This is a genomic window from Selenomonadales bacterium (genome assembly GCA_018335585.1).
Classification (GTDB): domain Bacteria; phylum Bacillota; class UBA994; order UBA994; family UBA994; genus UBA994.
In genome coordinates this window covers 20541-47382 of record JAGXRZ010000041.1, presented here as the reverse complement: position 1 = coordinate 47382, position 26842 = coordinate 20541, and the positions used below count along the sequence as shown (strand labels likewise).

Sequence of the window (26842 nt, the reverse complement as noted above, 5' to 3'; positions counted from 1 at the left end):
AGCTTAGGACGGTGAAAAGCATGGGGGTAGCAGGCGTCCTCGCGGCTAGGGAAGAAAGGTTTACCCGCCAGCAGCGGTTGCTTAATATAGAGGAAACGGTTCTAGTGCAGGTATCGCTTAACTTGCCGGGAGGGTACGCCTTATACCCATGGCAGGAGCTGATGGCTGAGGCGAGCGCCGCGCTGTCTGCAGCGCTTAATGAACTGGGGGCAAGTGTAACCGCTGCGTACGACGGCGTCGATGCCCTAGGCCCCTGCAGCTTATTTGCCGTGACAGGTGACGCCCGGAGCATAAAGCGCCTGTGCATGGCCCTCGAGGAGATGTCGCCGCGCGGGCGGCTGTGGGATATCGACGTAATTACGCCGGCAGGTGCTATCGACCGCCGCCAAATGGGTGCAGACGGGCGCACGTGTTGGGTGTGCCGGCAAGCGGAAGCGCATGTGTGTCGGCAGAGCGGCAGGCACCTACCGGAGGAAGCGGTCGCCGTGGCGCAGGCAATAGCGCGAGGAGTAGCGACTTAATGCTACCGATAGACGATATTTACCAAAAAGGCGCCTGTTTTACTGCCGCTTCGCTCTTTGAGGTGTGTGTCAGCCCTTCGCCGGGTCTGGTTAACCCCTTCGACAATGGCGCGCACACCGACATGAACCTGTTCACTTTTGTGCTTGGCAGCAGCGTCCTTGCCCCGTACTTTACCGAATGCGTAGCCACCGGCTTTCAGGAGGAAGAGAAAAGCCTAGATTATGTGTTTGCCAAGCTGCGGGCAGTCGGCGTGCGGGGAGAGGCGGCGTTGCTGCGGGCTACTGCTGGCGTAAACACGCAGCGTGGTCAGCTTTTTGTGTTAGGCCTCGCCGCAGGGGTAACCGGCGTATGCTTGGCCCAGGGCATCAAAGTTCCCTCACCCGAGTTTTTCTCTGCCGTTAAGTCTGCCTGTTCTGGGCTGACCGAGCGCGAACTAGCCAAGCTCGAAAAGAGCGACGCGCGCACAGCAGGGGAGAGACTCTTTCTGCACAAAGGATATACGGGCGTAAGGGGAGAAGCGGAGGCTGGCTTCCCCAGCGTGGAGCGCGTGGGCTATCCCGCGCTTCTCTTTGCCTTGTGCCGAGAAGTAAGTCTTAACGACGCGGCTGTACACGCGTTACTTTGCATAATGGCGCACTTGTCCGACACCACGGTTCTACACAGGGCGGGCGAAGCGGGCCTAGCCAAAGTGCAGAACACGGCGCAGGACATACTCTCTGCCGGCAGTGTCTTTAGTGACTCTGGGCGGAGCATCATCCGACAAGCGCATAATGAGTTTTCGGCCGCTAGGCTTAGCCCGGGTGGCAGCGGCGACCTCTTGGCCTTGTCGCTCGCGCTTTACTTCTTAGAGAAAGGCCTCCCCTCGCCACAAGTTCTACTTCGCCCAAGTTTATTTCGGGGGTGAGCAGCGTGTGGACTCCTTACGAAGTCATAGAGAGCCATGATAAGCGCGCGGTCGAGCGTTTCCTTGCGCAGTTTGGCTTGCGCTACGACGCAGGTAGTGATGTAACTACGGAGATACGGGTAGCAGGAGATATCGTGGCGACAGGCTCGTTAAAGGGCAATGTGCTCCAGTGTTTAGCCGTAAGCCCCTCGCTACAGGGAGAGGGCTTGTCAGGCAAGCTTATACACCACCTGATGCTAATCGCCCACAGGGCCGGGCACACACGTGTCTTTATCTACACCACGCCTGTGCAGGCGCATCTTTTTGCCAGCCTCGGGTTTCGCACGTTGGTCAAGACAAAATGGGCAGCACTGCTAGAGAGCGGCTACCCATCTTTTGCGGATTACTTGGCGCAGCTTAGGGCTGTTGCTGGCAGTCAAGCCGCCATGCAGGGCGGCCTCGTAGGCGGGCTGGTAATGAACTGCAATCCCTTTACACTAGGGCACGCGCACTTAGTAAAAGCAGCCGCAGAAAGATGCGACCGCGTCTTTCTGTTGGTTGTAGAAGAAGACAAGTCGGTGTTCCCTTTTGCTGTGAGGCTCGAACTAGTCAGGCAAGGCACGCGTCAATTTGAGAATGTGACGGTTCTCCCCACCGGGCCCTACGCCGTTTCAATCGCTACTTTCCCCAGTTACTTTAGCGAGGAAGAAACTGCGCATGCGCGGGCCGGGGCAAGTATAGACGCCACCTTGTATGCCGCGCATATAGCGCCGGCACTTCGGGTAAGGACGCGCTTTGTCGGCACGGAACCTTACTCGCCGGTCACCGCCATTTACAATCAGGTGCTGCGCGAGACCTTAGTGAGCCACAACATGGAACTCCTCGAAATATCGCGCCTAGAGCAGGGTGGGAGAGCCATTTCCGCCTCGCTCGTCCGTCAAGCCTTGCGGGAGGGCGACTTTGCCGCCCTGCCCCAGCTAGTGCCGGAGACGACGCTGGCGTTTCTTGTGTCAGACCAGGCAACGGGCATTGTTGAGAGACTGAAAGCGAGCAGCGGCCGCCACTAATAGAGTCGATGGCCTGTCGAACTGTGGCGAAAAATAGATGAATTTGGAGATTAATGCCGATTTGCTGCACGTGCCCTCAAAAAGATTGAACATGCAGACATGCAAACTATTGACAAATATCTGATATGCATTAGTATTGTAGTGTCAGCATGAACGACGCCTGCACACCTTAGACGAGGGGAGAGTGGGCTATAGGGAAAGTGAGCGCAAACATAGATGCATGCAGCTCTTGCCTTTAAGTGTTCTTAAACTTAAAAACAAGGAGGCAGTCATTTATGACCTACGCAGAAATCACTGCAATGCTGCAACAGATCGGGCGCATAGTTTGGGGTCCGCCGACTTGGGCTCTGCTAGGCTTGTGTGGGCTATACCTGTCGGTGAGGACAGGCTGGTTTCAGGTCAGCAGGTTTGGGGCCTACTACAGCAGTACGGTCGGCAAGATATTTAAGAAACAAGAAAAGCTAGGTAAAGGAGACATTACACCCTTCCAGGCCTTCTCCACCGCGGCGGCAGCCACCATGGGCGTGGGTAACCTAGTGGGCACCACAACCGCCATTCTTTTTGGGGGGCCCGGTGCTGTCTTCTGGATGTGGATGGTCGGCTTCTTTGGCATAACCACCAAGTTTGCCGAAATTGTACTGGCAGTTCACTACCGTGAAGTCAGCAAAAACGGCCTGATAATCGGCGGTCCTATGAAATACATAGAAAAGGGCCTCGGCTGGAAGTGGCTTGCGGTAATCTTTTGTATTGCCGGTTCGATAGCGGCCTTTGGCATAGGTAACTTGGTGCAGGCTAACAATGTGGCCGGTGCCATGGAGCGTGCCTTTAACGTGCCGCGCCCTGTGTCGGGCATCGCTTTGATGATACTAGTCGGCCTTGTCATTATTGGCGGCATTAAGCGCGTAGGTAAGGTTGCGGAACGGGCAGTTCCCTTTATGGCGATTGCGATGGTCATAGGCTGCGCATTAGTCGCCATTCAAAATATCACCTTAATCCCGGAAGCTTTCAGCCGCATCTTTGTCGGAGCATTTACGACTCAGGGTGCCGTGGGCGGTTTCGCGGGTGCGGCCATCGCCTCAGCCATACGGTACGGCCTGATGCGCGGTATCTTTTCCAACGAAGCGGGTCTCGGCTCCGCTCCCATTGCCCATGCCACCGCAGAGACCAACCATCCGGTCAGGCAAGGTTTCTGGGGAGCTATCGAAGTTCTGCTTGACACCCACGTAGTCTGCACAGCCGTCGCACTCGCAGTTCTCACCAGCGGTGCATGGACGCAGGGGCAGACAGCAATGGCTACGTTTATGTACGCGTTCTCGTCGTCCTTTATTGGGCCTGTGATTGGGAATGCCGTCGCAGCCACCGGGATACTCATCTTTGCTTACACCACCATGCTAGGCTGGTCGGTCTACGGTGAGAAATGCCTGGAGTACCTGGTTGGGCCAAAGTCTAACATGGTCTACCGTGCACTCTTCCTGCCGTCACTTTACGTAGGCTCCTTTGGCGTGGTGCCGGTGTGGGCTATCGCCGACATCCTCAATGCTTTCATGGCTGTTCCCAACATCATCGCCGTGATAGCGCTCACCGGTCCCTTTGCGGCCATCACGAAGTCCTACTTTGCAGGCGAGCGCTACGTGCCTTACGACGAAAACCCCACCTACTACAAGCAAAAATAAGCTGCGGAGTTTCGTAGTCCCTCGCCGAGAGCTCGGATTTATCCGGGCTCTTATTTTATTTAAGAATTCTGTTGACTTGCACTGTGTTTTTGCGCTAAGATATCGACCATATACATAATTTTTGGACATCGTCCTAGGAGGAGGTGAGCGACCGCAGAAAAACGGCGACGTCTCTAAGCTCTGTATCGTTAGCAGGCACGACACGAACGGAAGCAAAGGAAGCAGTTTGGGAGGATTGATTAATTATGAGTGACAAGACACCTACTACGCAGCCGGGTCGAGAGCTTTGGTCAGGCAAGCTGGCTTTTATCCTAGCTAGCGCCGGCTCGGCAATTGGACTCGGCAACATTTGGATGTTCCCGTGGCGTATGGGAACCTACGGCGGCAGTGCATTTCTGCTTATTTATGTGCTGATCGTCGCGCTTATCGGTGTTGTGGCACTCATGGGCGAGTTTGCGCTTGGGCGCGTCTATGGTAAAGGTCCGATCAGCGCCGTTAAAGAGGCATTCGCAAGTCGCAAGCTAGCCGGCGGGCAATGGGTGGGGTTGCTACCGGTACTCGCTACCGGAGCCGTCACGGTCTTTTACATGATCGTGGTGGGTTGGGTGTTCAACTACGTCGGTTTTGCCTTGCGCGGCTTTGCCGGACACAACTTGGCGGCAGCCTTTAACTCGTTCGCCGGGTCGTCTGGGTCTGTGCCGTGGCACATCCTGGCCATTGTCTTAACAACGGCCATTGTGTATTTCGGCGTCAAAAAAGGACTGGAACCCGCCAACAATATTTTACTGCCTGCGTTGTTCGGAATTTTGGTTGTCCTTGCCGTGCGTGCCTTGACTTTGCCTGGTGCCGACGAAGGATTGCGTTTTATCTTCACACCTGATTTCAGCCACCTCGGCAACCCCCTGACGTGGTTTAATGCTCTCGCCCAAGCACTCTTCTCGCTTAGTCTACTCGGCTGTACCCTCGTCATCTACGGCAGTTATTTGCCCAAAGAAACCGACATACCGCAGGCCGCCTTGTACACTGCGGTGTTCGATACCGGAGCTGCCATATTAGCCGCTCTCATCGTGTTCCCGACCGCGTTTGCCTTCGGCGTGGCACCGAACTCGGGCATTCCGCTCCTGTTCGTCACTTTGCCGGGTCTCTTTGCACAGATGCCTGCCGGTGCCCTGTTTGGCACACTCTTCTTTCTGTTGGTAGCCTTCGCTGCCATTACCTCGGCCGTTTCTCTCTTTGAATCGGCCGTTGAGCCGATGATGGATGCCTTCAAATGGGATCGCAAAAAATCCACCCTGGCCACCGGCGCGCTCTCCCTGTTAATGGGGCTGCCGTTGGCGCTCAACCAAGCGTGGTTCACTAGCTGGATGCGCTTCACCTCGGCCATCGTCATGCCCGTAGGGACGCTCATCATGATGATAGTCATTTTCTGGGTCTATGGCAGCAGCCTAATCCGCAAAGAGGTTAACCACGGTGCGGCAACCCCTATGCCGCTGTGGTGGGATTTCCTAGGCAAGTATGTCGCGGTGTTCGGCACGCTGTTCATCCTTGTAGGCGGCGCGCTGCGCTACTTCGGCCTCTGGAAGTAACAGAGGACGAAGGAGTGTCTGCGAGGGACGGAGGACTAAGCTCCGTCCCTTTTGCTTGTCTTATGCTTCTCTCGTCTGGCGACAGCAGGGAAATCCATGGTCAGTGTGGAAAGAGCTTTCAGCGAGATGCTCGGCTGAAGGGAGCAAGGGTGAGATGGCAACGGCCAATGGTGAGGCGCAGTACAAGGCGCTCTTTATGCAAACGCAACAGGCGATCTCGGTTCACGAAATCGTCCAGGACGTGAACGGCAAAGTTATTGACTACATATTTGTCGATGGAAACCCTAGCCTAGAGCGGCTGTATGGGCTTAACATGGCCGAGCTAAGGGGCAAATCAATTCGCGTTGTTAACCCTGCCGTATCTGACGAGACCATAGAGGCCCTAGGACGCGTAGCACTCACCGGTGAGCCTCATGTCAAGGAGTTTTTCTCCGTGAGAGCACAGCGGTACTCACAAGTGTTAAGCTACTCCCCTGGGCCCGGTCTGTTTGCCAGTATACATACGGATATCACCGAGCTGAAGCGTGCCGAGGCGACACTAAGGGAGAAGAACGCGATTCTAGATGCCTTGCACAGGTACAGCCTTGAGCAGGCAGAATGCCGCACCGGTGAATCATTCGTCGCGACGATAGTTAGGCAGATAAATGAGTTTACGCAGGCAGTAGTAGTCGCCTACAGCGAGTACAGCCCAGAGAAGAAGGCTCTAGATGTGAAACTTGTTCACGCGGAGGAGGAACTACTGAGGCGATTTGCCGAGGTAGTCGGCAGCGAGGCGGTTGGACTTCAGGTTCCGGTGGACGCCGAAGAGCTTGCGGCGTTGGTCTCTCGCGTCAGGTTGCGTGAACAAACGCTGGCGGAGGTTACGAATGGCGTGCTTCCGGAAGCAGTCTCCCAGGCACTACACGAAGCTTCTGGTGTTCAGAGCTTTTATGTAATATGTCTCGCGCTTGACGGCATCTTTTACGCTACGGTTCTCCTAGGGCTTAGGGACCGGCATCCCCCGGAGGAATTTCTTGACCCTTTTACCTACCTCGCCTGCATTTCTCTGCGCCGCATTAGGGCTGAAGAGGAGATACATCACCTAAGCTTTCACGACCACCTAACCGGGCTGTACAATCGGCGCTATCTCGACGCCGAAATAAAGCGTCTTGATGTGTATGACCAGCTGCCGCTGTCTATCATCATGGCAGACGTGAACGGACTAAAAGTAGTTAACGACACATATGGCCATTTGTATGGCGACGATTTACTTAGGTCGGCCGCGCTGGCCATTCAAACAAGCTGCAGACCAGAAGACGTTGTGGCGCGCTGGGGCGGCGACGAGTTCCTTGTGCTAATGCCCCAGGCAGACGCATTGGCAACCGAGGCGGTCGCTAAGGCTATCGTGGCGAACTGCCGTGCAGCGCGGGTAGGTGACGTGCCGGTGTCGGTGGCCATAGGCATAGCAACCAAAATAGACACAGAACAAGACTTGTTCACGGTCTTACGAACTGCAGAAGATGCCATGTACAAGAACAAGCTAGCTGAGGCGAGTAGTGTCAGAAGCAGTGTCCTAGGCGCGTTGCTGAGAGCCCTAGAGGAAAAGAGCTGCGAGACGCAGTCGCACGTGCTACGGATGCAGGAGGTTGGCATCAAGGTCGGCGAGCGGCTGCGCCTGTCCGATGATGAACTAGCCAAACTAATGTTGGTGATTACGCTCCATGATATCGGCAAGATAAACACACCCGAGGAGATCCTGACGCGCGCCGGTCCCCTTAGCCCCGCCGAGTGGGAGATAATGAAGACTCATCCCCAAGTAGGTAGCCGCATAGCGCGCGCCACCATCGAGTTCGCGCATGTGGCCAATGACATTCTGTCGCACCACGAGCGTTGGGATGGCAACGGCTATCCTCAAGGTCTGAAGGGAAAGGAAATCCCGCTGCTCGCTCGCATCACCGCCGTGCTAGATGCCGTAGATGTCATGTCTACTGGACGGCCCTACAAGCCGGCCATGTCTGGGGCAGCAATTAGAACAGAGCTCAGGGCTTGTGCCGGCAAGCAGTTCGACCCCGAGATAGTGGATGTCTTTCTCGCTTATTGGGATGCGGCAGATGAGGGAAGGTGTCTGTAGGGACGGAGGACTAAGCTCCGTCCCTTTTTCTTCTTCTTCGTCGGCACTAGTTGCAGGAAAATTGTTTAGCACGGTGAATTATATAGTGAAGTCTCTAGCGGAGGGATGTGAACTCGCTGTGCTCGGCAACCGCATCGAGGTCAGAAACCTCGGCAAGGCCTATAGCCGACGCCCGCTCTTTGCGGATATAAGCCTCACTATTCCTGACCGAACGGCACTTGTGGTCCATGGCCCCAATGGTTCCGGCAAGACCACATTCTTGCACTTGTTGTGCGGGCTCATCCCCTCCACCACCGGAAAAGTAGATGTGTATTTGCACGGCCGCGCCCTGTCTCCCGGCGAAAGAAGGCGTGCGCTTGGTCTTGTTTCGCCTGACCTAAGGCTCTACGACGACCTGACGGCGGCAGAGAATCTGGCGTTCTTTTCGGCCGTGCGCGGCTTTGCCTACTCCGCCGACGAGGCGCGAGGAGTCCTAGAACGGGTGGGCCTTAAGGTGCGCGGGCACGAGCTGCTCCGCACATTTTCTGCCGGCATGAAGCAGCGCATGAAGTATGCTTGTGCCCTCTGGCATCGACCGCACATCCTGCTCCTTGACGAGCCGACCAGTAACCTAGATGCGGCAGGGGTGGCCTTGGTGTGGGACATTGTAGAGCAGCAGCGTAGCCGGGGGATAGTCGTTATTGCCACAAATGAACGGGAGGAGCTCCGCTATGGAGACCAAACCCTCGTCTTTGCTTAGGCGCGCACTGGCTGTGTTGCACAAGGACATGCAGGTTGAGTTCCGCTGTCGCTATGCCTACAGCGCCCAAGTGGTCTTTGCCGTAACTACGTTAATAGCAGTAAGCTTTTCCATGGGCGGTAGACTCGCCGACCCCGACGTGGCCGCCTCGATGTTGTGGGTCATTCTCTTCTTTTCTTCGATGACCGGTTTGTCGAGGTCATTTGCGCAAGAAGAAGAGACCGGCACTATTCTCGCACTTAGGCTCGCCGCCGACCCAGAACCGGTTCTCCTGGGGAAGTACTTGTTTAACGCGGCGCTACTGCTAAGCTTAACGGCACTAATAGTCCCGCTCTTTCTTGTTTTCGCCGGCGTTACGGTCGCGCACCCGCTTGGATTTCTTGCGATTGTATTTCTCGGAGCCCTCGGGTTAGTTGGCGGTGGCACGATTATCGCGGCGATTGCCGCCCGCGCTGCCGTAAAGGGGGCACTTATGACCGTGTTGTCTTTCCCGATAGTCATCCCTCTACTTATTAGCGCCATTAACGGAACACGCCTAACTTTAGGCGGAGGAGCTGCTAGAGGCGTGATGCCCGACCTATGGTTCCTCTTCTTCTATAACGGCATCATCGTGGCGGCATCATTTCTTTTGTTCGAACATATTTGGGATTAGCCTGCAGCAAACCCTGAGCAAACCTGAGCAAGAGGAGGCGAGTCAGTTGATATGGCAAGTGGCTTTAGGCGTGTGGATGGCGGCGGTTATCGTTGCCTCATTTCTCTATATCCCCGCAATCGCCGGGTTTGGCGCAACCGGCGAAACCGCGCGGCTAATTGTATACCATGTGCCGACAGCCTGGGTTGCCGTGCTGGCCTTTCTTATGGCGACAGTGCAATCCATTCGTTACCTGCAAAAGCGAGACCTAAACTTAGACATGCGCGCATTAGTGAACGCCGAGCTCGGCATGGTGTTTTGTGTTCTTGCTACGGTAACAGGAGCAATCTGGAGCCGGGCCGCATGGGGCATGTACTGGAACTGGGACCCGCGCCAAACGTCTATAGCCATACTGCTTATGATCTATGCTGCTTACTTTATCTTGCGCGGTGCGCTCAGCGATGCCGAGCTACGGGCAAGGCTTTCCGCCGTTTATGCCGTGTTGGCTTTTCTTACAGTACCCTTCTTAGTGTTTGTGGTGCCGCGGGTTTTCCCGTCGCTACACCCTAATTTAGGCGGTGTCGAAGAAAGGGTAAGTATTATGAGCCGTGAAGTGCTCGTAGTGTTTCTCGCCTCGATAGCCGGCTTCACTGCGATCTACGCCTGGGCCTATAGGCTGCAAGTCCGTGTCCTCGCTTTGCACGACCGCTTAACTAGGGAGAGAGGTGCCTAAAGTTGGGAGAGCTCGTATTTGTGTTAGCGGCGACGCTAGCGATTTGGCTTGGATTGTTTCTTTATATGCTGCGCATCGATTTAAAGCTAAGAGAGGTGGAACGGCGCGATGAGGTATGACAAGGTCGTTTTGCTTGCGCTAATTATAGTCTTCGGCGCAGGCATTTTTATGACTGCACAAACAGCCTTTAGCTCCTACATTACATTTGCCGAAGCCGAGCTAGGAGGGCGTCCGGCCCAGGTTAAGGGCGTAGCTGTCAGCGGGTCGCTGCAAACAGCGGATGCGGCATCGTTTACTTTTGCCGTAACCGATAAGGCAGGAAAGACACTAACCGTGTCACACCGCGGCAATGTCCCGCCGAACCTGTTCACGGCCGAATATATTGTAGTCTCCGGGCGCGTCGACGGCGAAGTCTTCGTGGCGCGCAACATTCTTGTTAAGTGCCCGACTAGGTTTATGCAGGAAGGCGGTAGGTAGTACGTTGAGAGGACCGCATGTCGCGCCTGAAAGCCCCCTCAGACAAACTATTAAGTTCTTTAGCTCGATGCAATTTGGCCTGGTGCTCCTGCTACTGGTCGCGGCAGTTTCGGCAGGCGCCACGTTGCTAGATATGGAGCAGGCGATTGCGCGCGTGTACAGCTCGTGGTGGTATCTAACACTGCTAGCTCTCCTCTCGCTTAACCTGCTGTTGTGTTCGTTGCAGCGCCTAGGGCCGCTCTATCGCCTGGCATTTAAGACAGAGCGTACGCTTGGTGCCGCAGACATTAGCCGCCTGCCGAACAGCCGCGCAGTAAGGCTGCTAGGTAGCACAGACCCTGTAACTGTCGCCAGCGCGGCCTTAAAGTCCATGGGGATGCGCGTGACGGCACAAGAAGGCCCTTCCGGGACTGTAATCTGCGGCGAGCGGGGTAGACTGGGTTACTTTGGCTCATGGATTAGTCACGTAAGCCTGCTGGTTATTCTTTTTGGCGCAGTATACGGCGTTGTTACCGGCTACGACGTTCAGAATGGCGGCTGGGTCGGCAGTCAGTTCACGGTGCAAGAGGGCGGCTTTAGCGTCGAGATTACCGATATTCGCATGGTGCAGGCCGAAGACCCGCGCATACGGCCCCGCGTTTACAGCGACGTTACGGTGCGCCGTGACGGCAAGGTGCTCGCCAATGACACGGTGTCCATAAACTACCCCGTGCGCTTTCTCGGCAACACCATCTACCACTCCACGTTTCTGCATTTTCCGGTACTTCGCCTGACAGACATTGAAACCGGTGAAGTGGGCTCTAGTCGCTTTCTAGCCGGCGACAGGGTGTACCTTGATGCAAAGAGGACTTTACACATTCGCCTGCAAGACTTTTTCCCGCATTTTTCAATGCGCGCCGATGGGACGCCCTTTAATATAGACTACAGGCCGGAGCGCCCGGTTGCTATCGGGGCACTGATGCGCAACAACCAACCGCAAGGCCCCGTCTTCCTGCCGCTAAACAAGGCGCAGGTGTTCGATACCCCAGACGGCCGTGTCGAAGTTATGATGACCGGGTTTGACCTTGCCGCGGTGTACTCCATAAGCAAGAATCTCGGTCGCCCGTACCTCTTTGTGGGTTCTCTGCTGCTACTTCTCGGCCTTTACTTAAGCTTTTTCGTCTCACCCCTGCGCATCTATGCCCTGCAGCAGGAAGATGGCACTCTTCTGCTTGGCGGCAGCAGGTACCGCAGCAAATTGAACCTTAACCCGACATTAGATCTCCTAGAGGAGCGCCTCAAGCAGAGAGGGGATGCGAAATAGCGATGCCGATTTTAATAGAAGTCTCTCCGCTAGCCATGTGGATAGAAAACGCCTTGTTTGTACTTGCGGCCATTCTATATGGAGCGGCGACCATTAGTTACTGGATTTACATGCAGGGGAAAAGCGAGTGGGGGAGCTTTGCCTCGGCCGTACTGAAAATCGCCTTTGCCGTGCAATCGGCGTTTATCCTGCTTAGGGCCTACAACGTGCAGCGGTTGCCATTTGTAGGGCACTTCGAGTTCGGTAACCTCTTTATTTGGGGCAGTGCACTCGTTTACCTGTGGACGGAGTGGCGCCTTAAAGAGAGTTACTATGCAGTGGGCGCTTTTCTAACGCCACTTATGATGCTGTATCTCTCCTACCTCACGGTTATTCCGAGCATTATCCCGGGCATCGTGGTGAGCCGGGCGCATCGCCCGCTGCCCCCCGTTCTGCAATCGGACTGGCTGTCTATCCATGTCGCCACTTCTGTGCTTGGCTACGCCGGATTTACCGTGGCCTTTGCCGGCGCTGCTATCTGGCTTGCGCGCCTTGTTTTGCGCGCGGGGTCACCGCTCGTGCGCATGCTGCCAAGCGCCGACTCACTCGACGAGTATATCTATCGGGCGGCGGGGTTTGGGTTCCTGTTTCAAACAGCGATGATCATCAGCGGCGCCATCTGGGCAGACATATCGTGGGGACGCTATTGGGGGTGGGACCCAAAGGAAATGTGGTCGCTCATAACTTGGTTTGTTTTTGCCGTATACCTGCACGCGCGCATTACGCGCGGCTGGACCGGCATGCGCGCCATAGCGCTAGTGGCGCTCGGCTGGGTAGCCATGCTCTTTACCTGGGTTGGCGTGGCGTGGCTGCTGCCCGGCATTCATGCGTTCGGCTAGACTAGGCGCGCACCCAATTATCACTCGAAGAAGGAGGTGAAAGAAAATGGACACAAGTCGCCCATCATGGATGTTCTACATCCTCACGGCGGCAATAGTCGTAGCCGTGGCTATAGGGGCGAGGTACGTCACCTTGCAGACGGTCGCACAGCCCGAGCCGCCTGCCCAAGCGCTGACGCCCGCGGCGACGCTCTATTGGCAGGACCGCTTCCCCGCGCAGGTAGCAAGCTACATGCGCACGCTGGAAATGGAGCCGACAGCACACGGCGGGTCGGTCCCCTATCAGAAGCTAACGAAGTACCCCTTTATGCGAGCCATGTACCACGGGTTTGGCTTCTGGTTCGATTTCCGCGAGTCGCGCGGGCACCTTTACACCATCGAGGACACAATTAACATCGGGCGTCCGAAGTTTGGCGGAGTGTGCTGGGGCTGCAAGTCGGCCGACTACCCCGCACTGGTAGCTAAGTACGGGCAGCGAGAGCTTGACACCATGTATTGGAGTGAGGCAGCAACGAAGACTAATCATCCGGTATCCTGCATCGACTGCCACGACCCCAATACTCCAGACTTTGCGCTGACGATAACCCGTCCCTGGCTGATTGCGGCTATAGAGTCGCAAGGCCGCACCCTCGCCGACTTCGACATGAAGTCGCTCGTTTGCGCGCAGTGTCACTCGGAGTACTACTTTGAGGGCCCCGGCGTCACAAACAAGATTGTTTTCCCGTGGAGCCGTGGTTTTAGGCCCGAGGATGCTTTGGCGCACAAGGATGCCGCAAACTTCTCCGACTGGACGCATCCGCGTACTGGTGCCGGTGTGCACAAGATTCAGCATCCTGAGTTTGAATTCTTCCAGGGGAGCGTGCACTGGGAGGCCCGACTGACTTGCACCGACTGTCATATGCCGCAAGTAAAAGATGCCCAAGGCCGCACGTACACCCAACACTGGCTGGCAAGCCCGCTAAAACATATGGAAGCATCGTGTCAGCGGTGTCATGGGATGGACATGACCGCACTTAGGGCTAGAACAGAAAAGCTACAAGGCGAGCTTAGAACTACCGCCAATGCGATAGGTGCAGATCTCGAGCAGGCGATTAACGCCCTGCGCGACGCGCGCCGCAACCCGACCGCGAATGCAGCGCTCATTGCCCAGGCACAAACCAAGCACCGCCAAGCCCAACTGATGCTCGACTGGTTCCTCGTAGAGAACAGCACCGGTTTTCATAATGCACGTGAAGGCAGGCGCATTCTAGGCGAGGCCCAACGGCTCGTAGGCGAAATGGCGACGCTCACAAACAGAGCAATCGGACGATAGGAAATCGCAAAGCCCCTGTCAGCTTTAAAGCGTGACAGGGGCTTTGGTTAGTAGCTAGCCACGCTAAACTCGAACCAGCCACCGCGGCACGGCAAAACGCGCCGTCATTTTTGGGTCTACCACTTGGCAGATTTCCGTGCTGCCAAGGGCACTTAGGAGCATGCCCGCCTCATTTAGCGACAAGCCGAGCTTCTCCATCGCGAGATCTAGCATATCGTTTGCCGCCCTGCGCACGGCCTGGTCTAGGTCTACGTCCGAAGCAATGGTATAGAAGAACTCTGCATCTTCGTGGCGTGGGTTAGGAATAGACATGCCCTTAAGTACGTCGACGCGCACCGTAACTTCGCCGCTACACTCCACGCCTGTCACCATTACCTCGCCGTCACCCATCACGGCGTGTAAATCGCCTAGGGCAAGTAATGCCCCCGGGACAAACACAGGTAAGTACAGCGTCGTGTTCGCGGTAATGCGCGCGTTATCCATATTTCCTCCATGCCTCCCCGGCACGCCGCAACCTTCGCTTTCGCCCGCGGGTGCCACCCCGATGACGCCAATCATGGGCTTAAGCGGCACGCTAATGCCTGCGCAGAGCATCGCGCGCCCGCCACTTAGCGGCACAAGCTTAACCTCCGCGTCGCGCACGCGGTCGCCAAACAGCCCCGCACCGGGAATAGCGGCCATCACTCCTTGCTCCGCCACTTCGATGCTTAGGATATCTACCCTAAGCGTATCGCCCGGCTCCGCCCCCTCGACGTACAGCGGTCCGGTAGCCGGGTTAACCCTGCTCCAGTCAAGGGCTGCCAAAGCCTGCCCCGACTCCTGCACCTGCCCCCCAAAAGCATCTGTCGTCTCAAAAGTGACGACAGCGCCGGGCTCCACCCAGAGCACGGGCGCGTTAGCCCTATCCATAGAGTAGATAACACTTTCACGCGGAATGCGCATTGCTTTCCCCTCCTATCGCTTTCTCGTCTAAGGCAGCTGGTCCATTTGCAGAAACTCAGTAGCGGTCATGATCTTTGGACTCGTTATACCAGATTGCAGGAAGTCTCTGTCCCCTGTTACAAGCACATCGGCCCTTGCAGTAATTGCTGCCCTGAGGATCGGCCTATCGCTTGCATCTCTTAGAAGGGCCTCATCGGGCACGTCAACAACAGGAGTTGGCACTACTTCGAGGACTGTGAGGGCGAGAGCCAAAAAGCGTTCGAGCGCTTGGACTTTGTGGGGGAATTTTCGGTTGTATACTCGGCGAATTTCATCGACGTTTTGGTCGCAGACGATGCCGCGATTCGGGTGCGTAACCGCTTTGATGTATGCCTGGTATGGTGCGCCATCGCCACTCAAAGCAGCCGAGACCAAGATATTGGTGTCGATCAATACTCTCACAGCCCCTCAATCTCCGCACGGACTTCCTTCACAAGTTCAAGTACGTCGTCATCGGTAAGGAGTCCAGCCTTGCCTGCCTCACCTCGCATTTCTCTCTGTAGCATTTTCATAGCATACAGAGCTGAGTTCATGAGAATGACCTGGTCACCTTCGCAAATCAGCGTAACACGGTCGCCGCTGGCAAGGCGAAGCTTGGAGCGGATGTCTTTGGGCAGGGTAATCTGGCCTTTGGCCATTACCTTTGCATTATCAACTAATGGAGCGGTCATCTTGCTACCTCCTTAAGTAAACTCTGATGTAGGGAAAGTCCTACTTACCCTACCCTCAGTATATGCAAGAAGAAGACAAAATACAATAGTCGATAGTAGGGGGCAGAATTACATGCAGGAATCCGCCAGAAAATGGCGAACGTTATATGGCGTGATAGCCAGATTTTGCGCCCACATTGTCATTATCGGGAGGCGAAAGCATGAACCTAGCCAAGTTTCCGCGCCGACACCCTGATTACCTGTGGCGCTGTGCAGTCAAACCACTGCCGTCTCACCTTAGCCGCCGCTGTGCGCGAGGGCTTGCGTTGCCGCTTAGTGCTAGAAGAGCGCGTCGCAGGTAGCTTCGACCCTGCAGCGGGGGGCAACAACTTCTTGTATCAACTCCTTGGCGTTGAGGCGATAACCGTCGTGCCGGGCGGCAGCGACATGCTGCAAGCGATGGAAACCGTCGCCGCGGCAGTGCGGCAGGAGGGGGGTAGACCCTACATTATCCCGGGCGGCGGTTCAAATCCCCTCGGTGCGACAGGTTACGTTGCCTGCGTGCAGGAGTTAGCGCAACAGATGTTCGAGCAGGGGCTAAGCTTCGACTTCATAGTCGTGCCTAGCGGCAGCGGCGGTACCCACGCCGGCGTGCTAGTCGGCGTAGAAGGCACACACCTAAACCTCCCCGTCTTAGGCATAAACGTAAGTCGTCCAAACGCTCTGCAGGAGAAGCTGATTTTTGACTTGGCTGCGGCAACCGCATACCATGTCGGCTGCCCAGCGCCGACGCGCGACAAGGTGCGCTGCTTTGACGGTTACGTAGGCGCAGGTTACTCCCGCCCCACACCGGCAATGGCTGAGGCGGTAACACTCCTAGCTCAGAGCGAAGGCATTCTGCTTGACCCAGTCTACACCGGCAAGCAAATGGCAGGGCTAATCGGCCTAGTACGCGAAGGCTTCTTTGCACCGGACGACAAGGTGCTGTTTCTGCATACCGGCGGTTCGCCCGCGCTTTATCACTATCGGGAGCAGGTGTTGGGGTAGCAGAGCAGTGCCGACGCTGAACCTTTGGAACGTAATCGACGACTACGTGATGGCCGAACGCATACGGACGTGGTTTGAGGCCCTCTAGAGAAATGAATCTACCTTCTCCCCAACCGCTCAAGCCTAATGCTGCCGTTCACTGTGTTGACATCAAGCTGCAGCGCGCCGTCGCCGAGGGTGGCGTTCACGTTACGGCGGCTGATTTGTCCGCCCTGCAACATCCACTGCCCGTAGTCTAGCGTTACGCCGCCGTTGACGGCATTCGCGCGCAAGGTGACGCCTAAGTCCTCCGGCAGTGCGACGCGTATGGAACCGTTGACGGTACGAAGCTCGTACTGGCCTTGCCGAGGAGCCACCTTTACGGTTATGCCTCCGTTAGTTGTGCGCGCGGTGAGCTGGCTCGGACCGGTTTCGCCCAGCACCTCTACGGGGCCGTTAGTGGCCGTTACATCTACTATCCCAATTAACTCATGGGCGTCGACCCGTCCGTTGACAGTAGACGCGTTAAGGTTTATGGTGCGGGGGACGATTATCTCATAGCGGACGGCGTCGTGAGCCATAACTCTGGTCGGGAACACCGCACTCACCGCGAGCGTATCGCCTTGTATTGCTGTGTCGGTTCGTAGCTCGTGCACGCGAGCTGTGGCATTGTGACCGCGCGAGCTGTAGTAGGCCCTGATGGTAATCTCGGCTGTGTCCGCACCGGTCACAATAATAGAGCCGCTGATGGTCTGCACCTGCAACGTATTAATGCCAGCCGCAGGCTTCGTTATTACCTCTTCGCGCCTCACCTCGTCGGCTACTTGGATAAGCTCTGGCATTACGTTAAACAGGAAATTGTGAAAGGGCACGACCACGAGGGCGCCAAGCAGAACCCAAAGCCCCGCGACGACAAGAAACGCCCTAATCAGTTTAGACATTGCCTCCCTCCTTAGTCGCTGCCCGTTGTGCCAATAGAGTCCACACTACGGCTCCAAAGCCGAGCAGGCTGTAGAACAAGGACATCAGGCCGCCTACGACCGGGATAAGCGTAAAGAGGCCAAGCGCCAACAGCCCAAGGAGTACATGCGCTGCGCCGCTTGAGCTCAGATTCATCCGTTCGGCGATGAACTTGCCCGCGAGCAAGCCGAGTGCCACTTGCCCTAGGAAGCGGCCGGCGAATACAGACGCCCACAGCAGCGGCAAGGCCATTATCCCGACAATAGTGATAATCAGCATGACGGTGAGGGGTATCACCGCCAGATAGCCCAGCAGGCCGTAGAGTACAGATTTCAGTGGGTCGGCGCTGGCTGCGCTGGCCACTTTCACTACGGGAGCGGGGAGCAACCAGTAGAGCACCCCACCCAGAAACATTATCGACAGCAATTTCCACACAGAATGTACACCTACGTGTCGCGCATACGAGAAATTCATATGCGGCATAAAGCGGAGGTTGCCCGCGCCAAGGCTTACGTTCTCGCCGCCGATATGGGCCGTGGGGCTCTTTACTACGCGGCCGCCCACTGCGACAACATTGCCGTCGACCACAGCTTCTTGTTCGAGATAGATATCCCCCATAATTACAACCACGTTCTCGCGCACGCGGCCGCGCACGGTGGCGTTGCCGTTAAAGACAACCACGTTGGTGTCGACGGTGGTTCCTTGGGGTACCTCGGCGTCCTCGCCAAATCTGACGATGCTGTCTTGTGATGCTGCGCCGGCTAGCGCCGGAAGTAACAGCACAGCAACAAACACCGCGACAACTAAATACTTCTTCACGCAAATTCCTCCTTACTAAGTAGAGCCATGCCAAAAAGTGCAGCGGTCGCGAGGGCAAAGACAAGGGTGAGCGCGAGTGCGCTCAGCTCGTAGAAGCCAAAGGCGGTTACTATTAACCTCAGTACTAGGGCCATCGATTGCCAGAGGATTGTCACGTAACGCCACACATCCGCCGCGAGCCCAAGTTTTGGCGAGAACAGAAGGGCCCCAGTGCCGCCGAGCACCAATACCATGTAGACCGACAAAGTTGCCAGTACCCACATTAGTCTTGACTGGCTGGGCGTGTGTATGGACTGCATGACTCGAGATGTCACATCGGGTGCTTCGCGCATGTACCAGTCTGAGGCTAACAGGTTGTCGAGCAGAGGGTCATCGCGTAGCAGGAGGGCAGCGCAGGCGGGACACGACTCTAGGTGCTGTTCTACGTGTAGGTTGTCCGCAGGGGTTAAGTCGCCCGCGAGGTACGCTTCAAACTTGTGCTCTAGTTCAAGGCACTTCACCTGTCGTCCCTCCTTCTATCTTAAGATAGGCGTCTCTTAGCAGCTTCTTGCCGCGGAAGATGCGGTTTTTAACGATTGATAGTGGCTGATTGAGCAGCTCTGCTATGTGCTCGTACGAGTGCTCGCAGGCGTAGTGCAGTACAAGAACTTGCCGGTACATATCTGGGAGTGAATCTATGGCTTTCTGCAGCAGCTGGTGTTGGGTGAGCTCTATGACTATGTCTTCCGGCGAGGGGAGTTCTGCCTCATTGGGACTTACGTTCATTGCCAGGTACTTGGCCGCCGTTTGCTGTCGACGCAGTTTGTCCTTACATGAGTTAGCGACGGTAGTTTTAAGATAGGGGAGGAAGTTTAGGTCGGGCATAGCCTTAAGGCGGTTATACACCTTGACAAAAGCCTCTTGCGTCACGTCCTCTGCCTCTTCGCGGTTCTGCAGCAACTGCCAAGCAATGCTGTACGCAAGGCGCTGATAGCGCGCCACTAACACTGAATAGGTTGCCGCGTCCACGAAACCACCACACTTCCTTTTTCACTTACTATAACGCACAGCTTAGGCGTTTGTCTGAAGCTGTTGCACCACGCGCGGCATGGCGAGGGCAGGAGGATGCATGTGCAGTGTGGAAAGATATAGTCGCAGGACGCAATAAGAGCTGATTCAGGACGGTGACGCAGTGCGAGAGAGCAGCATATTAAGCGGATTCACCCTAAACGAGGCGCAGCGGCAGGCGGTAATGCACCGCGACGGGCCGCTTTTGGTTGTAGCAGGGCCGGGGAGCGGCAAGACGCGGGTAGTAACAGCGCGGGCGGCGGTGCTTATTGAAAGCGGTGTGAACCCGGCCGAGATTACGGTGGTGACTTTTACGAAGGCCGCCGCGCGGGAAATGCAGTTGCGGCTGGTGCGGCTCCTGCAGAAGGCCGACCAAAGGGCGGGGACGGTTAACATCGGTACGTTTCACGCTTTGTTCTGGAAGACGCTACGGCGCTTTGGCTTTTCCGGCGAGCTTGTAGACGACAATCTCAAGCGCAAGTGGATAACTGAGGTGTTGCGGAAGCTCGGCGAAGAAGTGCGAGACGACCAGATAGACGAGCTGCAGCGTATAATCAGCTGGCACAAGAACAACCTGCAGTCAGTCGCGGACGTCCCACCCGAGAAGAAGCTGCTGCGAGATGTGTGGGTGCGTTACGAAGAAGTAAAGACCGCCGCTGGCAGGTTAGACTTTGACGATATGCTGTTTGAGACCCATGCCCTGCTGCGCGAGAACCCACAGGCCCTGCGCCATATGCAAGCGCAGGCTCGCTACCTCCTGGTGGACGAGTTTCAAGATACTAATCGCGCTCAGTTCGAAGTGCTAAGGATGATAGCCGCCGCACACGGCAACATCTGCGCCGTGGGCGATGTCGACCAAGCCATTTACGCCTGGCGTGCCGCTAAGCCAGAGTATCTGCTAAACTTTGGCAGCTACTTTCCGGGTGCACGGCGTATCGAGCTGACGGCAAATTACCGGTCGACGCCGGCGATTGTCGGGTACACGAATCGCTTAATTGCGCGCAATTCTTTGCGCCACGCGGTCGTCGGTCGCGCCGCGCGCCAGGGCGGGGAAGCGCCGCTAAGCCTTAATCCCAGTAGCCAGCAGGCCGAGGCGGCTAGCATCGTCACTATGGTTAAGAAGCAGAGCCAAGCTGGCACTGCTCTAGAAGACATGGCTGTGTTTTACCGCGTCAACCGCTATAATCATCATCTGGTCGGCAAGTTGGTGGCAGCCAGTATTCCGTTTGTCGTGCGCGACAAAGAGCGTTTCCTTGAGGAACACTGGGTTGTGCGCGAAGTGCTATCCTTTTTAGAGTTAACGGTAAATCCAAATCAGGTTGAACCCTTCGCGCAGGTGGCGCGTCGTCAACTAAACTTGTCGGCGGAACAGGGTGCAGAGCTACAGCGCTTGTCGCAAGGCGAGGGTGTTTGGCAGCGGGCGGCGAGACTAGTTTCGCCGGAGCGTGTTTCGAAGTTCAAACTGCACTTAAGTACAGCGGCTCGTCTGGCACCTGCGGCGGCCTTGGACTACTATCTAGAGGAAATGGGGTTTCGCCGCTATCTGCAAAACTATGCGGCGCATCGGGGGGTAGCGCGCGGCGAGTACACCGAAATCTGCGAGGAGCTAAGGCTAGAAATGGAGTCCTTTAGCTCCGTACCCGCATATCTGCAGCATGCCAAAGAGCGCGCGCGGGTGTTAGTCCAAGCGCGCAGCGAAGATGCCGTGCCGGGGAAGCTAAACCTCATGACGCTTCACGGTGCCAAAGGGCTGGAGTTTGAGGCCGTGTGGATTATAGGGGCAGTAGAGGGGTTGTTGCCGCACAGTTTAGCAGAGCATCCCGAACAGCTCGAAGAGGAACGCCGCTTGTTCTACGTCGGCTGCACGCGGGCAAAAAACAGGCTGTGCATAACTTCGCCTAAGCAGATTCGCGGTCGCACCGTGGCGCGGTCACGCTTTGTGGCAGAAGGGTTGACCGCCGCCCGCACTGGCAGTACGCCGTGAAAGCGGGGAAGCTGCGGGTTCGCCGATTTGATGAACTTGCACAATGTAGTGAGCAAAGGGATGAATGGTCTTGTCACGGGGCATTTCGATTTTCAGCAAACTTCACAGCACAGGATATGGCTGCTACAAGGCTGGATGGGCTAGCCGTTCCCTTGTAAGCTATGTCCATTGCGGTGCCGTGGTCAACTGAGGTACGGATAATTGGCAAGCCTAGCGTGACATTGATACCGGACACTGCATCCCATTTTTTCTCAACTCTATTATAAACGAAACCTTCCATTTTCAGCGGAATATGTCCTTGGTCGTGGTACATGGCTACCACGATATCATACCATCCGCCCCTAGCTTTTGGAAATATTGTGTCCGGCGGGATAGGTCCTTCTACGCTTATGCCCTCTTTCCTTGCCCTTTCAATAGCGGGGATGATTTCGTCGATTTCCTCGGTGCCAAACATTCCCGCTTCTCCGCTGTGGGGGTTAAGCCCGGCCACCCCTACTGCAGGGCGCTTAATCCCAAGGGTTCTGCAGGCTCTATCTGCCAGCACGATAACTTCGTAGACGCGATGTTCTTTCACGCGTTCACATGCTTCCCGCAAGGAAACATGAGTCGATACGTGAACTACCCGCAGATCATCATGGGCGAGCATCATAGCATATTGAGTAGTCCCGGTCAGGTGAGCATAGATTTCGGTATGACCTGCATAGACGTGTCCAGCTAAGTTGATCGCCTCTTTGCTCAACGCGTTTGTTACTGTTGCGTCAATGTCACCGCTCAATGCTAAGGTGATGGCTTTTTCTACATAGCGATAGGAAGCCGCACCATTAGCGGCCGTGAATCTACCGATATCCACCTTGTCCATTGAAATGGCACCCATGTCGAATACGTCTATGATCCCATGCTTGAAGCGGGCTGAACTGACATCACTGACCGAATTAACGTTGAGATCGTTGCTGCCGACAATTTCAAGTGCTTTTTGCATTACAGGCACATCACCAATAATGATCGGCCGACATTTCTCGTATATTGCGGAATCGCGCAAAGCCTTTACCGAAATCTCGGGACCTATGCTTCCCGGGTCACCCATAGTTATGCCAATAATCGGCTTGCCCTGTTTCATAATGCAACACCCTCCGTCAACCTACGTGTAGGCTGTGATTTTGTTTTTGCTATGATTATCATGATAATATCTGTCGCGGTTAGCCACTGCAATCTGCGGAACCAAGGTTGTTCGTACATTAATGAAACAATTAGCGTAGGGGAGGAGATGGCATGCGGAAGCTGAGGATCTTGGTTGTCGCTCCTTATGCAGGGCTTAAAGACATGTTCATGAGTATTGGGGAAAATCGTGATGATTTAGAGATTACAGCCTACCAGGCCGATTTGGAGGCAGGAGCTGATCTCGTTCGGCAGCTTGATGAATCTGAGTACGACATCATCATCTCACGGGGTGGCACGGCCAAGCTGATCCGGGACACTGCCCAACTACCGGTAATCGAAATTGCGCTCTCGCACTACGACCTCATGGGTGTTATGAAGCTAGCCGAATCCCACATCGGTAAATGTGCCATTGTGGGATTCCCCAACATATGCAAAATGGCCAAGGTGTTGCGCGACATCCTCCAAAGCAAAGTGGAAATTGTGGAGATCGAAAGGACGAATGACGTTTACGGTGCCATACAAACCCTAGCAGAGAAAGGGTACACCATGATTTTTGGGGACACAATCTCCTTTACTGAGGCGCAAAGACAGGGCTTGACAGCTGTCTTAATTACATCCTCTCGAGAAAGCGCACTAACAGCTGTTGAGGAAGCTGTAAGCTTCTACCGTAACCTTGAAAAGATTAGGGGTCAAAATCAGATGTTACACCAAGCCACCCGCTTAGGTGGCGGCGGTGTCATTATCTTTGCAGAGCGCGACCCTATATTCAGTAACATAAAGAAGGATAAGGAACTATTCTTAAGAATTACACGGGAAATGAATCCCACTGTTCTCAGAAATAGTAGGCATACCTTAGTACAGAAGGTGGATAATCGTAATGTCAAGGTCTCAGGCCACTTAGTGCAGATAGACGGCACGACATATTGCATCTACTTGATCGAACAGGTGGACCGGGGTGAGAACCATGTGATTCCTGGGGTGTACGCTATTGTTAAGCAAGACTTACACGGGAGCTATTTTAGTTTGAATTCCAGCTACGACTCAAAGCTGCTGCAGGACATTGACCGTTGCCGGAATAGTAGGTTGCCGGTGATAGTTGTCGGCGAAACCGGTACCGGTAAAGAGCGGGTGGCTAACATGCTTATTTCTGGGAGGGGGAAAAGCTACTGCATCGACTTTGACGAACTCGATACCAAGGGCCTCGCTCACCTTTTGGGCAGCACTGACTCGTGTTTACTTCTTAAGGAACGCACGGTGTGTTTCAAAAACATCCATAGCCTAACTGAAGAGCGGCTACAAAGGCTGCTCGCTTTTGTGGAAAGTAGCCAGCTTCATCTTAGGAACCGCCTGATTGTCACTTTGACTACGCGCCTTTCCGACCTGCACCATAAGTATGCCTACCGTGCGTTTAACAGTCGTATGCCCAGCCTCACCATAAAGCTGCTCCCGCTGCGGGAGCGAGCGGAGGATATCCCAGGGCTTTTAGGAGCCTTCCTCAATGAGATCAACGTCGTACACGGCCTCAACATACTGGGTTGCGAACCAGAAGGGATTGCCATGCTAAAGCAGTTTCCCTGGGAGCACAACCTTGGCCAGCTAAAGCGAGTGCTAAGCACGCTGGCTTCCATAACTAAGGGTTCCTACATTTCGGCACATGATGTGAAGTGGGCACTTGATAATGAAGGGTGGAAGCAAATACTCCCTGCGACGGGTCAGGTTAGTGTAAACACCAAACAACCAATTGAAAAAATTACACATGATATTCTGGCGGCCGTTTTGAGGGAAGAGGGCATGAACCAGACTAGGGCGGCCAGAAGGTTGGGGATAAGCCGCACAACCCTTTGGAGGATGCTTCAAAGAGGGAGTGGTTAACCAGAAGTTGCGTCAGTGAAAAAACGTTTCATAGTGAAACGTTTTTTTTGCGCATAGATATAACTGACTATCGCAACTGATATTACAATTACAACAAGTCCATTGTCATGAGCTAAATGTTGAAGTAAGGCGGGAGCGGGACAAATGAGCCGACTTTTAATAATCGCGGATGACATTACAGGTGCCAACGATACTGGGGTTCAACTGGTGCGGCGCGGCATTGACACCGTAGTAACCTTAGATGCGAGCGCGGTTGGGGGACTGCCGAAGAGCTATGTTTTGGATACAGAAAGCCGTGCTTTACCCGGAGAAGAAGCCTTTGCCGTCCTAGAACAGCAGCTGCAAATCATAGACTGTTGTGCATTTTCGCATGTGGTCAAAAAGATCGACTCCACCCTGAGGGGGAATGTCGCGTACGAAGTTTTTGCTACAGATAAGGCATATGGGAGCGACCTGATAGTATTTATGCCGGCATTCCCAAATATGGGGCGTACGACTAGGAACGGCGTACACATGCTGAAAGGTAAGAGGGTTACTGAAACTGAAATAGCCCGTGACCCAAAGACGCCAGTTAAGGAGGATAATCTGCGTAGCATCCTCAAGTCTGTTTACAGCGAAGAAGTAACCAACATTGGGGTCAAAGAGATTGAAGAGGACAGGATTGATTTTGGGGAAGGTAGGGTATTCACGTCTGATGCCATAACCAATGAGCACATGGAGGCTGTGGTGTTGGCTGCACTCAAATCAGGAAGGAAGAAGATTCTCTGGGTTGGCTCTGCAGGGATTGTCGATAGTCTGATGCAGGTTGAAGCCCCTCAATATCCGGCTCTCGCTGTGGTTGCCAGTATGAGTGAAACAAGCCGTGAGCAAGTGAGGTGTGCTGAAGAAAACGGTGCGGTACTTGTGCCCATATCATGGCGGGATCTGTTTCGCGAGGAGTATTCGAGCTATGTCGACCTAGCCACGCGAGTCATCAAGGACGGGAAAGATGCTGTGTTGGTGTCTGTGGCCTGTTTTGATAGAGATGAGGTCGCTCAGTCTCAGGCTGAAGGCGAGAAGTTGGGGCTTTCTGCTGTTGATGTGGGGCGAAAAATCCAAGCGGGCATTGGCAAAATAGCCGTCGATGTTGTGGGTAGTACGAGAATCTCAGGCATATTTTTGACAGGCGGAGATACCGCCATGGGGTTTTTCGACCGCCTCGGTGCAAGGAGTTTTGACATCATTTCAGAAGTGCTGGTCGGGATTCCGCTCATGAAGATGGTTGGCACTAAGTGCGATGGAATGAAGGTGATAACAAAAGCGGGTGCATTTGGGAAGCAAGATGCCATTGTCCATTGTCTCAGAAAGCTCAAAGAAAAATAGGTCGAGGGGGGAGTCATGGTAGGCTACGAAACATATCCATAAGATGCTGATCGGAAATGATGGCTCACGTCAAGTAAAGGAGGATAGGCAATGCCAATTCTATCAACAGTAAGGAAAATACCGGGCGGGCTGATGGTTGTACCTTTGTTTCTGGGGATTCTAGTGAACACATTTGTACCTAGTGTTATAGATATCGGCGGGTTCACTACAGGGCTTTGGAGAACGGGTGTGCCAGCTATCTTGGGCTTGTTCCTGTTCTGCAATGGCGCGCAAATAAACGTAAAGCAAGCGGGTCAGCCCCTCTCGCGCGGTGTGATTTTAACTATTGTCAAGTTTGCCATAGGGGCGCTCCTCGGCATTCTGATTGACGCAGTGTGGGGGCCGTGGGGAATATTAGGGATCACCCCCCTTGCCATCATCGCAGCGTTAACTAACTCTAACGGCGGGCTGTACGCTGCCCTCTCTAGTCAATACGGGGACCCCAACGACGTGGGTGCCGTTTCAGTCCTCTCGATAAACGATGGCCCGTTCTTAACTATGGTGGCTCTAGGTGCAGCTGGCATGGCCAATATCCCGATTATGGCGCTTTTAGCGGTGATCTTACCTATCGTTGTAGGGTGTGTGTTGGGTAATCTCGATGAAAATATAAGGACTTTCCTTGAGCCGGGCACTAAAATGACTATACCGTTTTTTGCCTTTCCGTTGGGAGCCGCACTCAACCTTTCACAATTAGTGCAGGCGGGTGGCCCGGGAATCATTCTTGGTTTGCTGTGCGTTGTGCTTACAGGGTTTGGTGGGTATTACGCACTCAAGCTTATCCGCCACCCGAGTCCGGCAGTTGGGGCTGCTATAGGTACGACCGCGGGCAACGCGGTTGGAACCCCCATGGCCTTGGCTGCTGCCGACCCTGCCTTGGCAGAATTAGCTACCTCTGCTACAGTGCAGATTGCTGCGGCTATCATTGTAACCGCCATCCTGTGTCCGTTACTGGTCAACTTCCTAGACAAGCGTGACAAAGTCAATACAAGGCCTATGGTAACCGCTGATTAGTCTCGAGAACAAAATGATG

27 protein-coding genes are annotated in these 26842 nt (G+C 54.9%); 19 read left to right on the top strand and 8 right to left on the bottom strand.

Annotation, left to right across the window (positions count from 1 at the left end; all coding sequences use genetic code 11):
• The first annotated feature begins 20 nt into the window (after positions 1-20).
• From citX to KGZ66_07440, 14 genes are all read left to right on the top strand, one after another.
• The gene (gene citX / locus KGZ66_07505) at positions 21-521 is read left to right on the top strand and encodes a citrate lyase holo-[acyl-carrier protein] synthase (GenBank protein ID MBS3985435.1); all 501 of its coding nucleotides are present in this window, start codon (positions 21-23) and stop codon (positions 519-521) included.
• On the top strand, positions 521-1426 hold the full coding sequence (locus tag KGZ66_07500; protein MBS3985434.1) for a triphosphoribosyl-dephospho-CoA synthase: 906 nt from the start codon (positions 521-523) through the stop codon (positions 1424-1426). Before citX ends, KGZ66_07500 begins: the two co-directional genes overlap by 1 nt.
• Before the next feature lie 5 nt (positions 1427-1431).
• Positions 1432-2472, top strand: coding sequence for a [citrate (pro-3S)-lyase] ligase (gene citC / locus KGZ66_07495; GenBank protein MBS3985433.1), 1041 nt, complete (start codon positions 1432-1434; stop codon positions 2470-2472).
• A 275-nt stretch (positions 2473-2747) separates the two neighbouring features.
• Entirely contained in the window at positions 2748-4145 is a 1398-nt protein-coding gene (locus tag KGZ66_07490; protein ID MBS3985432.1) for a sodium:alanine symporter family protein, read from the top strand.
• 245 nt (positions 4146-4390) lie between these two features.
• Positions 4391-5731: a sodium-dependent transporter gene (locus tag KGZ66_07485; protein ID MBS3985431.1), complete on the top strand. Its 1341-nt coding sequence runs from the start codon at positions 4391-4393 to the stop codon at positions 5729-5731.
• A 154-nt stretch (positions 5732-5885) separates the two neighbouring features.
• Positions 5886-7841 carry a diguanylate cyclase gene (locus tag KGZ66_07480; GenBank protein MBS3985430.1) on the top strand — a complete coding sequence of 652 codons (1956 nt, stop codon included), beginning with the start codon at positions 5886-5888 and terminating at the stop codon, positions 7839-7841.
• 85 nt (positions 7842-7926) lie between these two features.
• Complete coding sequence (locus tag KGZ66_07475) at positions 7927-8580, top strand: ABC transporter ATP-binding protein (protein ID MBS3985429.1); 654 nt, start codon at positions 7927-7929, stop codon at positions 8578-8580.
• Complete coding sequence (locus tag KGZ66_07470; protein ID MBS3985428.1) at positions 8552-9232, top strand: heme exporter protein CcmB; 681 nt, start codon at positions 8552-8554, stop codon at positions 9230-9232. Before KGZ66_07475 ends, KGZ66_07470 begins: the two co-directional genes overlap by 29 nt.
• A gap of 46 nt (positions 9233-9278) precedes the next feature.
• Positions 9279-9944 carry a cytochrome c biogenesis protein CcsA gene (gene ccsA, locus KGZ66_07465; GenBank protein ID MBS3985427.1) on the top strand — a complete coding sequence of 222 codons (666 nt, stop codon included), beginning with the start codon at positions 9279-9281 and terminating at the stop codon, positions 9942-9944.
• 2 nt (positions 9945-9946) lie between these two features.
• Positions 9947-10063, top strand: coding sequence for a CcmD family protein (locus KGZ66_07460; GenBank protein MBS3985426.1), 117 nt, complete (start codon positions 9947-9949; stop codon positions 10061-10063).
• Positions 10053-10421 (top strand): cytochrome c maturation protein CcmE, encoded by a 369-nt coding sequence (locus tag KGZ66_07455; GenBank protein MBS3985425.1) that lies wholly within the window; start codon positions 10053-10055, stop codon positions 10419-10421. Before KGZ66_07460 ends, KGZ66_07455 begins: the two co-directional genes overlap by 11 nt.
• 4 nt (positions 10422-10425) lie before the next feature.
• A complete protein-coding gene (locus KGZ66_07450; GenBank protein MBS3985424.1) occupies positions 10426-11724 on the top strand; it encodes a cytochrome c biogenesis protein ResB in 1299 nt (432 codons plus the stop codon).
• Between the two features lie 2 nt (positions 11725-11726).
• Positions 11727-12602 (top strand): c-type cytochrome biogenesis protein CcsB, encoded by an 876-nt coding sequence (ccsB, locus tag KGZ66_07445; GenBank protein MBS3985423.1) that lies wholly within the window; start codon positions 11727-11729, stop codon positions 12600-12602.
• Between the two features lie 46 nt (positions 12603-12648).
• On the top strand, positions 12649-13914 hold the full coding sequence (locus KGZ66_07440; protein MBS3985422.1) for an ammonia-forming cytochrome c nitrite reductase subunit c552: 1266 nt from the start codon (positions 12649-12651) through the stop codon (positions 13912-13914).
• A gap of 63 nt (positions 13915-13977) precedes the next feature.
• Here KGZ66_07440 and KGZ66_07435 read toward each other — a convergent pair whose 3' ends face one another.
• Genes KGZ66_07435 through KGZ66_07425 form a run of 3 tightly spaced genes read right to left on the bottom strand, consistent with a single transcriptional unit; the run spans position 13978 to position 15566 of the window.
• Positions 13978-14856: an acetamidase/formamidase family protein gene (locus KGZ66_07435; protein ID MBS3985421.1), complete on the bottom strand. Its 879-nt coding sequence runs from the start codon at positions 14854-14856 to the stop codon at positions 13978-13980.
• A gap of 27 nt (positions 14857-14883) precedes the next feature.
• A complete protein-coding gene (locus KGZ66_07430; GenBank protein ID MBS3985420.1) occupies positions 14884-15297 on the bottom strand; it encodes a putative toxin-antitoxin system toxin component, PIN family in 414 nt (137 codons plus the stop codon).
• A complete protein-coding gene (locus tag KGZ66_07425) occupies positions 15294-15566 on the bottom strand; it encodes an AbrB/MazE/SpoVT family DNA-binding domain-containing protein (protein MBS3985419.1) in 273 nt (90 codons plus the stop codon). The genes KGZ66_07430 and KGZ66_07425 overlap by 4 nt, the downstream gene beginning before the upstream one ends.
• A gap of 231 nt (positions 15567-15797) precedes the next feature.
• On the opposite strand from KGZ66_07425, the gene KGZ66_07420 reads away from it, so the two are divergent.
• On the top strand, positions 15798-16592 hold the full coding sequence (locus tag KGZ66_07420; protein MBS3985418.1) for a D-cysteine desulfhydrase family protein: 795 nt from the start codon (positions 15798-15800) through the stop codon (positions 16590-16592).
• Positions 16593-16690: 98 nt separating this feature from the next.
• On the opposite strand, the gene KGZ66_07415 is transcribed toward KGZ66_07420, so the two are convergent.
• Genes KGZ66_07415 through KGZ66_07400 form a run of 4 tightly spaced genes read right to left on the bottom strand, consistent with a single transcriptional unit; the run spans position 16691 to position 19358 of the window.
• Positions 16691-17512: a DUF4097 family beta strand repeat protein gene (locus tag KGZ66_07415; protein ID MBS3985417.1), complete on the bottom strand. Its 822-nt coding sequence runs from the start codon at positions 17510-17512 to the stop codon at positions 16691-16693.
• Positions 17505-18350, bottom strand: a complete 846-nt coding sequence (locus KGZ66_07410; protein ID MBS3985416.1) for a hypothetical protein — start codon at positions 18348-18350, stop codon at positions 17505-17507. The genes KGZ66_07415 and KGZ66_07410 overlap by 8 nt, the downstream gene beginning before the upstream one ends.
• Positions 18347-18850 carry a zf-HC2 domain-containing protein gene (locus tag KGZ66_07405; GenBank protein ID MBS3985415.1) on the bottom strand — a complete coding sequence of 168 codons (504 nt, stop codon included), beginning with the start codon at positions 18848-18850 and terminating at the stop codon, positions 18347-18349. The genes KGZ66_07410 and KGZ66_07405 overlap by 4 nt, the downstream gene beginning before the upstream one ends.
• A complete protein-coding gene (locus KGZ66_07400) occupies positions 18837-19358 on the bottom strand; it encodes a sigma-70 family RNA polymerase sigma factor (GenBank protein ID MBS3985414.1) in 522 nt (173 codons plus the stop codon). The genes KGZ66_07405 and KGZ66_07400 overlap by 14 nt, the downstream gene beginning before the upstream one ends.
• Positions 19359-19521: 163 nt before the next feature.
• On the opposite strand from KGZ66_07400, the gene KGZ66_07395 reads away from it, so the two are divergent.
• Positions 19522-21381, top strand: coding sequence for an ATP-dependent helicase (locus tag KGZ66_07395; GenBank protein ID MBS3985413.1), 1860 nt, complete (start codon positions 19522-19524; stop codon positions 21379-21381).
• 73 nt (positions 21382-21454) lie between these two features.
• Here KGZ66_07395 and pdxA read toward each other — a convergent pair whose 3' ends face one another.
• Positions 21455-22498, bottom strand: coding sequence for a 4-hydroxythreonine-4-phosphate dehydrogenase PdxA (gene pdxA, locus KGZ66_07390; protein ID MBS3985412.1), 1044 nt, complete (start codon positions 22496-22498; stop codon positions 21455-21457).
• A gap of 152 nt (positions 22499-22650) precedes the next feature.
• On the opposite strand from pdxA, the gene KGZ66_07385 reads away from it, so the two are divergent.
• The 3 genes from KGZ66_07385 (at position 22651) to KGZ66_07375 (ending at position 26823) form a co-directional block, all read left to right on the top strand.
• Positions 22651-24411, top strand: a complete 1761-nt coding sequence (locus KGZ66_07385) for a PrpR N-terminal domain-containing protein (protein ID MBS3985411.1) — start codon at positions 22651-22653, stop codon at positions 24409-24411.
• Between the two features lie 144 nt (positions 24412-24555).
• The gene (locus KGZ66_07380) at positions 24556-25773 is read left to right on the top strand and encodes a four-carbon acid sugar kinase family protein (protein ID MBS3985410.1); all 1218 of its coding nucleotides are present in this window, start codon (positions 24556-24558) and stop codon (positions 25771-25773) included.
• A 90-nt stretch (positions 25774-25863) separates the two neighbouring features.
• Positions 25864-26823 (top strand): 2-keto-3-deoxygluconate permease, encoded by a 960-nt coding sequence (locus KGZ66_07375; protein MBS3985409.1) that lies wholly within the window; start codon positions 25864-25866, stop codon positions 26821-26823.
• Positions 26824-26842 lie beyond the last annotated feature (19 nt).